This window comes from Bradyrhizobium sp. JR4.3, assembly GCF_040547695.1.
GTDB lineage: Bacteria > Pseudomonadota > Alphaproteobacteria > Rhizobiales > Xanthobacteraceae > Bradyrhizobium > Bradyrhizobium canariense.
This window is the reverse complement of the sequence record NZ_JBEPQF010000048.1, coordinates 38883-47574: the sequence shown is the minus strand read 5'-3', so window position 1 is coordinate 47574 and position 8692 is coordinate 38883. Positions and strand designations below refer to the sequence as shown.

The 8692-nt window shown below is 59.7% G+C and carries 9 protein-coding genes, 1 pseudogene and 1 other annotated feature; of the genes and pseudogenes, 3 read left to right on the top strand and 7 right to left on the bottom strand.

All coding sequences use genetic code 11. The annotated features are described in order from the left end of the window. Positions 1 to 89 precede the first annotated feature (89 nt). Positions 90 to 1018: pseudogene (locus tag ABIB91_RS38180) on the bottom strand (IS3 family transposase); the annotation flags it as partial. Beyond that, positions 619 to 734: a sequence feature (AL1L pseudoknot), on the bottom strand. (Overlaps the previous pseudogene by 116 nt.) A 565-nt stretch (positions 1019 to 1583) precedes the next feature. Here ABIB91_RS38180 and ABIB91_RS38175 point away from each other — a divergent pair. Next, complete coding sequence (locus ABIB91_RS38175) at positions 1584 to 2366, top strand: hypothetical protein (protein WP_219685526.1); 783 nt, start codon at positions 1584 to 1586, stop codon at positions 2364 to 2366. A gap of 159 nt (positions 2367 to 2525) precedes the next feature. Here the strand turns inward: ABIB91_RS38175 and ABIB91_RS38170 are convergent, their stop codons facing one another. The 4 genes from ABIB91_RS38170 to ABIB91_RS38155 all read right to left on the bottom strand — a co-directional run bounded on the left by ABIB91_RS38170 (position 2526) and on the right by ABIB91_RS38155 (position 5703). Next, a complete protein-coding gene (locus ABIB91_RS38170; RefSeq protein ID WP_354172077.1) occupies positions 2526 to 2978 on the bottom strand; it encodes a phasin family protein in 453 nt (150 codons plus the stop codon). A gap of 323 nt (positions 2979 to 3301) precedes the next feature. Beyond that, positions 3302 to 3883: a hypothetical protein gene (locus tag ABIB91_RS38165; protein WP_354172075.1), complete on the bottom strand. Its 582-nt coding sequence runs from the start codon at positions 3881 to 3883 to the stop codon at positions 3302 to 3304. A 332-nt stretch (positions 3884 to 4215) separates the two neighbouring features. Then, positions 4216 to 4458 (bottom strand): hypothetical protein, encoded by a 243-nt coding sequence (locus ABIB91_RS38160; RefSeq protein WP_009859233.1) that lies wholly within the window; start codon positions 4456 to 4458, stop codon positions 4216 to 4218. 663 nt (positions 4459 to 5121) lie between these two features. Then, a complete protein-coding gene (locus ABIB91_RS38155; protein ID WP_354172073.1) occupies positions 5122 to 5703 on the bottom strand; it encodes a hypothetical protein in 582 nt (193 codons plus the stop codon). A 379-nt stretch (positions 5704 to 6082) separates the two neighbouring features. On the opposite strand from ABIB91_RS38155, the gene ABIB91_RS38150 reads away from it, so the two are divergent. Beyond that, on the top strand, positions 6083 to 6373 hold the full coding sequence (locus tag ABIB91_RS38150) for a hypothetical protein (protein WP_354172071.1): 291 nt from the start codon (positions 6083 to 6085) through the stop codon (positions 6371 to 6373). Between the two features lie 625 nt (positions 6374 to 6998). Beyond that, positions 6999 to 7175 (top strand): hypothetical protein, encoded by a 177-nt coding sequence (locus ABIB91_RS38145; protein WP_354172069.1) that lies wholly within the window; start codon positions 6999 to 7001, stop codon positions 7173 to 7175. A 41-nt stretch (positions 7176 to 7216) separates the two neighbouring features. Here ABIB91_RS38145 and ABIB91_RS38140 read toward each other — a convergent pair whose 3' ends face one another. Then, on the bottom strand, positions 7217 to 7462 hold the full coding sequence (locus ABIB91_RS38140; protein WP_157158496.1) for a hypothetical protein: 246 nt from the start codon (positions 7460 to 7462) through the stop codon (positions 7217 to 7219). After that, positions 7463 to 7867, bottom strand: coding sequence for a hypothetical protein (locus tag ABIB91_RS38135; RefSeq protein ID WP_009859228.1), 405 nt, complete (start codon positions 7865 to 7867; stop codon positions 7463 to 7465). Between the last annotated feature and the right edge of the window lie 825 nt (positions 7868 to 8692).

The window sequence follows — 8692 nt, the reverse complement described above, 5'->3', positions numbered from 1 at the left end:
ACTAGGCTGGAAAACGCCGGCGGAGGCGCTTGACGATCTTCTGTTATGAGTGAAAGTAACTGGTGTTGCGACGACCGTTTGAATCCGCCTTGGCTACCTCTATCGCTATGATGCACGAGCCCGCCGCGGTGGACCGGTCGGCGATCGTGCAGGGCCTGCTCCAGCGCATCGAGCACGAAGCTGGCGTGCGCCGTGCGCGAGGCCCGCCAGCCCACGATCCTGCGGGCATAGGCGTCGATGACGAAGGCGACGTAGACGAATCCGCTCCAGGTCGCGACATAGGTGAAGTAGCCAAAGGACGTTCGGCCTTGGCGCCCTGAACTGGCGGTTGACGTGATCCAGCGGGCATGGCGCGGCCTTGTCGCTGATCGTGGTCTTAACCGGTTTGCCGCGGATAACCCCCTGCAAACCCATGTCCTGCATCAATCGCGACACCGTGCAACGAGCAACATCGAAGCCTTCTCGCTTGAGCTGCCGCCACACCTTGCGCGCGCTGTAGACGGAGAAGTTCTCATCGAAGACGCGCCGAACCTCGATCTCCAGCGCGGCGTCCTGCCTGGCTCGCGCCGACAGCTTGGCGGGATCGCGCCGCTTGGCCACATGGGCATGGTAGGTCGAGGGGGCGATCGGCAACACCTTGCAGATCGGCTCGACCCCATGCGCCCCACGATGATCGTCGATGAAGGCGATCATGGCTTAACCGGCGGTCGAGCTCCGCCATCGCAAAATAAGCGCTTGCCTTGCGCAGGATCTCGTTGGCCTGCCGCAGCTCACGGTTCTCCCGTTCCAGGGCCTTCAGCTTCTCGGCCATCTCAGTCGGGACACCGGCCCGCTGCCCGCTGTCGATCTCGGCCTTCTTGACCCAGTCATGCAGCGTCTGCGGTGTGCAGCCGATCTTGGCCGCAATCGAGGTCACTGCCGCCCAGCGCGACGGGTGCTCGCCGGCGTGATCCAGAACCATCCGAACCGCACGGTCGCGGACTTCAGGCGAAAACTTGTTCGTGGTCTTGCTTGTCATGGCTCCATCCTCTCAGGAGTTGGAGCCTCCGGCAAACCCGGGGCGGTTCAATGGTGCATTCCGGCTCAATCGGAAGCTATGACTTGAGGGGAGCAACTGACGATGAGCTCAGCACGCTTGTCACAATCTTGAGTCGGCTGGAAGCTAGCACTGTCTGAGATTACTGTACTCATGGTGCTGGGCGCTCGGCGGCGAAGCATCGCAAATAAGTAACCTCCCAGCTTGCTTCTATAGCGGGAGCTCTACAGCATTCTGTGGCCATATCTAGCTGCGTGTTGACGAACTGCCCTCCGGCGTGATCTCGCATGGAGCGCGCTGGCGAACCGTCAGGGTTCCTTCCGTAGTTCTCCGGCCGACAACATACTTTCGCCTCCTCGGCTGCGTTAAAAGCGCCAGTATAGCTCTGAGGTGAGCTGGAAAAAAAGACGACGTGACGTGCAGCTGCATGCTCATCCCCTGGGAAATGCTCAAAACCATCTGCGTCCCGTTGAAGGTTAACTCGCCGTAGCGCAGATGCGCGAATCGCTCTCCGGCGGGTGCTATTGCATTTCATATGGAGCGCCAAATGGCTTCCACGTTAGGCGACAAGCTCGCGGAAGAGCAGATCACGAAAAGCTTGGACGAGCATTTTTCTAGCCTGGCGAGCTTGGCCCGCGAAAAGGGAGTCGGCCCTTTGGCCCGACCGACCAGGATGAAGACGTCACGCGCCCCGCCGGGCACGGGTCATCGATTGGCCGGTTGGCGCTATTTGGCTTTCATCGGTTCGCTATTTGTAGCATCGATTACTGTCGTCGGGTGGCGATGGTCATCGTCCGTTGATTCGACAATGATGGTCGCCGCAGTACCGCCCCCTCCGGTACAAACCGCGCCGAATGACGTTGCGCCGACTGCCGTTTCCGTGTCTTCCGAGATTGCGCAGCAGCTCCAACCGATGGCGCGCGATTTAGCTGCCTTGAGGCAAACGGTGGAACAGCTCGAAATGAGGCAAGAACAATTGGTCCGCGGCAATGAAAATCTCGCAAGCCAACTCAAGGCGAGCCAGGAAGAAATGGCGCGGAACCACAGTACCATCGACCAGATCAAGGCGACCCAGATCCAGATGGCGCGCGAAAGCCAGACACTCACCGAGCAACTCAACGCGAGCCAGGAACAACTCGCCCACGTCATCGCCAACGCCTCAGCGCCAAAGGCGATGCCTGAGGTGAGCTCCGGAGAACCAAAGGTGATGCCCGAAATACCATTGCCTCGTCCGCGTCAGTCGGCCAATGTCGCCCAGACGCAGAAGCCGGCGCCGCCGCAAGCCAAAAAACCGCAACCGTCATTGGCATGGCCATGGTCAGTGCACTAATGCAGCGCACATCCCCTACCCTCAGATGGCGACCTGGGTTTGGTCTGAGCCCGGTTTCGTTTCCGCCTCGTCGAGGCCAGCGGACCTGGTGAAGCGTCGCGCGACTTACGTGTGCGGCTCGAGATCCAGCCGCCCACGTAAGTGGCCCTAGAGGCTCGGCTACGCAGCGCGCTGCATCCGTTCGACGCTCTGAGCTATATGGTCGCCCGCATCGTCTGCTACCTTGAGGGACATGTCGGCCATCCGACGGCTGCTGTCCATCGCGCTGCGGATCGTGTCGCGCACTAGATCCGTCTGAACGGCTGCCAAGTCGTGATGAGTTCGACAGCGCCAGAGTTCATTCATTCTGTCCATGCGCCGCTCAATCTGTTGTCGAACGAACTCAAAGTACTCGCGCGAAACCCCGTTCATACCTTTAGCGACGGCTGTCGCGGAATACATGATGGTTTCGGCGTTGCGGGCTGAGCGTTCCGTCGCCCGCTGCGCTTGGGGACTGATCGGCCGTGCGCCCTGTGGCTGTGCCGCGGAACGCGTAAAGTTCGGCTGGTAGCTTTCAATGTACGCGAAGGTCAGGTCTGATGTCCGCGTTGCTGTCAGAGAGCCGAATGTCACAGCCGTTCTTTAGTCGAAGACCTGCTCCCTTCGCGTGATCCTGCGGCCGTCGTCCCTTCAACCGTGGTGGTCTCACAGTGGCAGCGGTGCCGGGGCCCGATACCAGAACCTTCTTTCTTTAATCGTGCCCTTGGCCTTCTCGGTGACACCTCCATGTGCTTGCGATCCATACCGCGCTCCTTCATTTTCGGTGATGCATAACGCACGAGAGAGTTCGCCGCCATCGAACCGGTTCAGGGGCCGCATCCTATCGAAAAGATAGCGGGCCGTTCCTGCATCAGCTCAAGGCGACCTGCGGAGTTCAGATGGGAGCTAGCTCGGCTTCACGCGGGCTTTCGGAGCTGCCGTGAGGAAATCATCTCGGCTTCGGTCTCCTTGATTGTGCTAAGGACGTTTTTCACGGACGCTTCCAGACTAGATAAGGAATTCGGATCGGCTTCGATTTGCGGTGGACACCGTAAGTTGACTGGGCGACCATGGTCCGCTCCCGCTTCGCAGCTGCGCATCGCGGCAAAAGCTAAGACACGTTCGGCATGCCTACGGCGAAATGGCAGTGACATCATAAAGCCAAGTGCCACGAGCACCATCATCATCACTAGCGACCCGTCGAGTGATCTGGTTATCGACGCCTCGTTGTGTTCGATAATGCGCGGCGGGGTGACCTGAACAACATCTGCCAAGACATCTTCCAGTGCCGTGCCGATCGCTTGCTCGCCTTTGCGCTCGATTACGGGTGGCGGAGTGACCTGAACGATATCCGCCGCGGCATCCACCGGTGCCGTACCGATCGCTTGCACGTCTTTGCCCTCGACGGATGGTGGCGTGACTTGAACGTCATCCGGCGCGCGATTTACCGGTGGACTGGCAGCCGTCGCATCATCATTTCCCGCGCGATGCGCGCCCAATGAGGTACGCGCCCCAAGCGGCTGCACAGGTTTCTGATCCGATAGCATCTTCCGCGTTGGTTCGTGCGGTTTGAGCTTCGTCCGCTGAGCTTTGTGAACCTTGTGGAGATCAGGCGCGGGCGTCGCGTGTCTCCACATATCCCACCGAGGGCGCGGCGCGCGTTCGCGGAACGGATAAAAAGCACCGTCAGGAAGCCAGCCGTCACCAGACCACGCGACTCTTCGGCTGGCGTGCCTGGTCTTTAGCTCCGGCCCCGGTGCACTGCTCTTCGACAGCCGCCGCAGCTGCATTCTTTCAAAGGAATGGCTCCCGATTGGGAGCCATTTTTCGATTAGTCGTCCCAGTCGTGGTAATGGTGACGCCTAATCACTACCGTGCGGTCGCCATCGCGATCATACCATCCGTGATGCCAGCCTCGATCATGTGCATAAAAGTGAGCACGCGGACTGTAGTAGTGGTCGGAATAGTCCGGGCCACTTCCGATCCGGAAACCGAATTCCTCAGCGCTTGCGATGGTCGGCGCTGCCACCGCGATGGTCGCTAACGCGGCGAGAACGTAAGAAAGCTTCTTCATCTATCTCTCCATTCGTTGGTTTCCCCGCGGGGAAAAACGAATAGTGCGTGGCGACGTTCCGGTTTCTCTTTGGAAACTTTCTTGAACAGATATTCATTGTGATCCCAAGCGCTCGTCTGCCTCCTGAATGTGATCATCCCTGCTCACGTTGCGTTCCATCGGGCGACGTCTACCGCGGCCGTCTCGCGCGCCCAATTTGGCGACGGGGAGCTTGCATCAGCTCATTCCGAATCAGGAACGCGCGGTAAAGCAAAAGTCACGGTCGTTGCAGATTTACAAACTGCACGCCCGTTCGAGACACTAAGCTCGTCCATTGAGACAACCGAAAAATATTTCGTGCTTACTTCAATATGATTAGGCGGGGCGAAATGTATGATGTCTATCGCAATGACAAGCGCTTATAGGGCGCGGCGTGGCTCCGTCATGATAGGCCGAGAAGCGCTGTTAGAGGCACAGCATATCTAAGAATATCGAGTCAATGGAGTCATGGGCGGCGGCTTTCCGCTCGGTGTTCGCGGTAGTTGCTGCTAAGTCGGACCTCCATGCGCTGCGGAGCCGACGCCATGAGGCGGTGCTGCACGCCTTCAGGCTCGGGCTGGAGGCATCGTGTCAAAGCCGCGCAAAGACGCATCAGCGGGGCTCGGACTTTGGCGGCGGCGATGCTCATCGGGTTTTTACCGCCGCGCAGAACTGTTCCGTGACCGCCGTCGTTTCCTCGGCGACGTTCCAGCCGTTCGTCTCGGCGTTTTCCTTGGCCAGCTTATGCTCAATCTCAAGCATCTTCTTGGTAAGCGCGTACGGCTTCCAGTCGGCCTTGGACAGCTTGGCGTAGGTGTTCGCTCCACAGACGTTGTAGGCAATCGCTTTCTGCGCATTAGTGCTGACGTGGCTCATGTGGTCCTCGACCACGGCGGCGACGCGCGCCTTGGCGTATTGGCTGTTGGCTGCGATGAAGTCTTTGCAGAAGGCGACCCGTTGACCTCCGTCGCGGGCCTTGATGTAGGCCGTCTGCGTTTCGTAATGGAGGCGGTAGGCGAATTTCTCAGCATTCGGCTCAGATTTCACCGCTTCAAGCGTGGCGCGGTGGTCACCCGAGGTGGCGTCATTGATCGTGATGTCACATACTCTGGCGAGGGAGAAGACCGGAACGTAGGCCCGCAACTTGGCTTCCAAGACATCGTTGGCGTGCGCAACTGGTGCGAACAGGCTGGCGGCGATTGCGAAAGCAACGAGACAGCGTTTCATTGGTGACATGCTCCAGATCACCGGGCAGTAAACGGCGGCGGGGGTGGGGATCGTCGCGGCCCACCACACTCACCAGCGCAGCGATCCAACCGCAAAGCGTCCAGCCCAGAAAACGGGTTGAGCAACTTACTGCGCGAATTCCTTGGGCGGCAGTCAAGCGGCAGCGTTGATCTGGATCATGCCTTCCGGCCTCCCTCGAAGGGGCCTTTACCGCTGCGGCGTCAACGACTTGAGGACGCGAGCAGTAACGCCCTGTCCTCGGTCATCGAGCGGTCGATCGCCGCCGATACCGTCTTCCAACCTGCCAGAGGCAATTGTCCGGCGAAAACTCGGCAGTCGGATCGGCGCGCACGAGCAGGTGCCGCCATGACGGTTTCGGATGAACATCGCGGTAGAAGGCCCGGAAGTTGGCCCAGCGTGTAAATCGGCGTGGCGTCCCGACGCCGATCGGCGAGCTAAAGCATTGATCCAGCAAGCGGCGAAGGGGTTAATCTTGAACGCTTGTTCACACTTGTTCTTTGAGACGGCCCTTACGCTCGGCAACATTTGGCAACATCTGTTCGACCTGACCGCGGTCTGGCAAGGTTTCATCAACCGCGTCGACGGCACGCTTAAGGCGCATAAACGCGACGGTACTGTCATCAGCGGGCACTGCCAGCTGGTCGGCTGAACCTGCCCATGTCGCAGATGGGTCAAAAGCGGCGGTCCGGCGCTCGCATACGGCAAGGTCTGATCTACCCTAGATAGCGGACCTGCCTACACCCACGACGCCAACTATTCGTGCGCCGATCCGATCCCCAACAGAGTTCGCGCTAATCGGGACGCCGCACACGCCCATCTCGCGAGCGCCACGGCCGCCGCACCGCTGAGCCTCGTGGTGGGCAGACACCACCCGTAAATTTCCCAAGTGTTGGCAACCAGGCGCACTGGTTGAGTGGAGCGCCGCACCATGAAAGCACCGAAGCCAAGGCAATGGGCCGAGCGCGAGGTCAAGCTGGCCCCGGGCAGGAGCTGGCGTATCGAAGATAGCAGCCGAGCTGGGCCGTCACGCCGGATCAGTGAGGCGAATGGCAAGAGCGATGGGGATACTGCTGAAGAAGTAGCCCCGCGCCTCCCTGCCGGTGGATCAGATCGTCCGGCGATAAAAAACGCGCGCGACACATCATCCCGTTTGTGCGGTGCGGAAGGATTTGCCGCTCGCGTTGTGCGTAATCTTACGGACGTTGCACATCCGCGATCTTTGGCATCTACTTCAGATTGTTTTTATGACGGGTCTAATTTTCAGGCGAGGTCCCATGAGCGTCAAAGCCATGATGGCGACCATTCTCCAAGATCAGATGACGTTGCGCGGTATGAGTTCGCTATCGCCCTCCGACTACGAGGATATCGTAGAACTGCTGATAGAACGGCTTCGAGAGCTGGAGCTTAGCTTGGCGGTGCGAGAACTGACGGACAAGCACGAGCCGCAGTAGCGTAATACCGAGGCTGGCAGCGGACTTTCGACGATCCGATCCTACTGCCAGATGGCTGCAAGCTGATCACCCTGCACGACGCCGCGACGTTCATCACCAAGCTGCCAAAGCGCGAGCATGACGCGCCGGAATGGCAGGCCGCGATCGAGGCGCTGATGCTGGTGGCCGACCTCGGTGGCCCGACGATGTTCGCCCGCATCGGCGTTGTGCGCGCGCTCAATCGGCATCGCGAGCCGGTCGCAAAGCCCGCAAGAAGCGAGCGAAGGCGTACCGGCTTGCGGGGTCATTTAGCGGGAGCGCTTCGGCAGTTTGGGAAGTTTGTTCGGGTTGAACGTTGGCGTCGACTCGCTCGCCTTTAGCGAAGGCGGCTCCTCCTCGGTGAGGATGAGCGTTCCCTCGAAGAGCACTCCCGGCACCTCTTCTGCCGTCCCGACATAACGACCTATCTTGCCGGAGCACGTTCCCTCAAGCTTCAGCGTGAGGTCATCGGCGCCGAAGATAGTTACATGCTCATCGGTATGCCGTTTGATCGATACGATTGCGGTGAATCGATCTCCATCGACTTCGCAGGTGCCGTTGTAGGTCATAATGCTGCTGCGGCCCCAGATTCTGCCCGTTGCAACATGGGCAATGCCGGTGCCTTGGCCGAGCGGGGTCTTGAGCCACGCCCTGTAAGTGCCGTCTTTCAGCATCTGGAGGAAGCCTCTCCCTCGGTGTTCGCGCGAGAGCCCGATGATCGGCACAACCAGCGTTAAGACTGGGTAAAGGCCGGTGGCTGTGCGAATCCAGTACACGCCAAGCGTGCCTGTAATCTCGCAGGCCCGTCTCACCCAGAGGCTCCCCACGGCGAAGGAAATGTGGGTCGATCATCCCACGTCACATATCCGCACTGCCTGCACTGGAACATTGTCACGGTCCGGCCCGTGTGCGGATTGAACATTTCAGACACGATCGGCACGCGGTCGCTGCCGACGCAGTCGCAGATCGGCAAGTTTGCCGCCGTTCGGTCGATCTCGCTCATGGCGCAGGCCGTAGTTTTCCGGGCGGCACCCGCCGTTTCCAGTTAAGTTTTATCGGATATACCCGCTCTCCGTGAGTCGGAATTTTGATCATCCAGCCGAGGCTGAAGAGGCAATGAGGCGAGCCGTAGCGGCTACGAGCGCGCTTGATCGCTTGAAGTGGCTGCGCGTTGCATTGGCATGGATTGACCTAGCAGGCGACGAGACATCGCATGGTGTGCACAAGCGGGACTCCGCCGCATGAAGTACGCCGCCGAAGGTCCATTCGTCGACCCCGACGCGGCAGCCCGCAAGCTGGTCGAGATCGCCAGCGGCATCGAGCCGCTGCAGGACGGCCGCATTTAACCTCGGCCCAATTCGAGGCGTGCATCAATGCGTTTGAGTTACTCCGGCTGTTATCCACCAGAACGAAGAAATGGATCCACGGACCCAGCTAACCGGTCCGCCAGTTGCACGGCGACCGCCGTGGACTGCTTTTCGGAAGGCAGGGAGCCGATA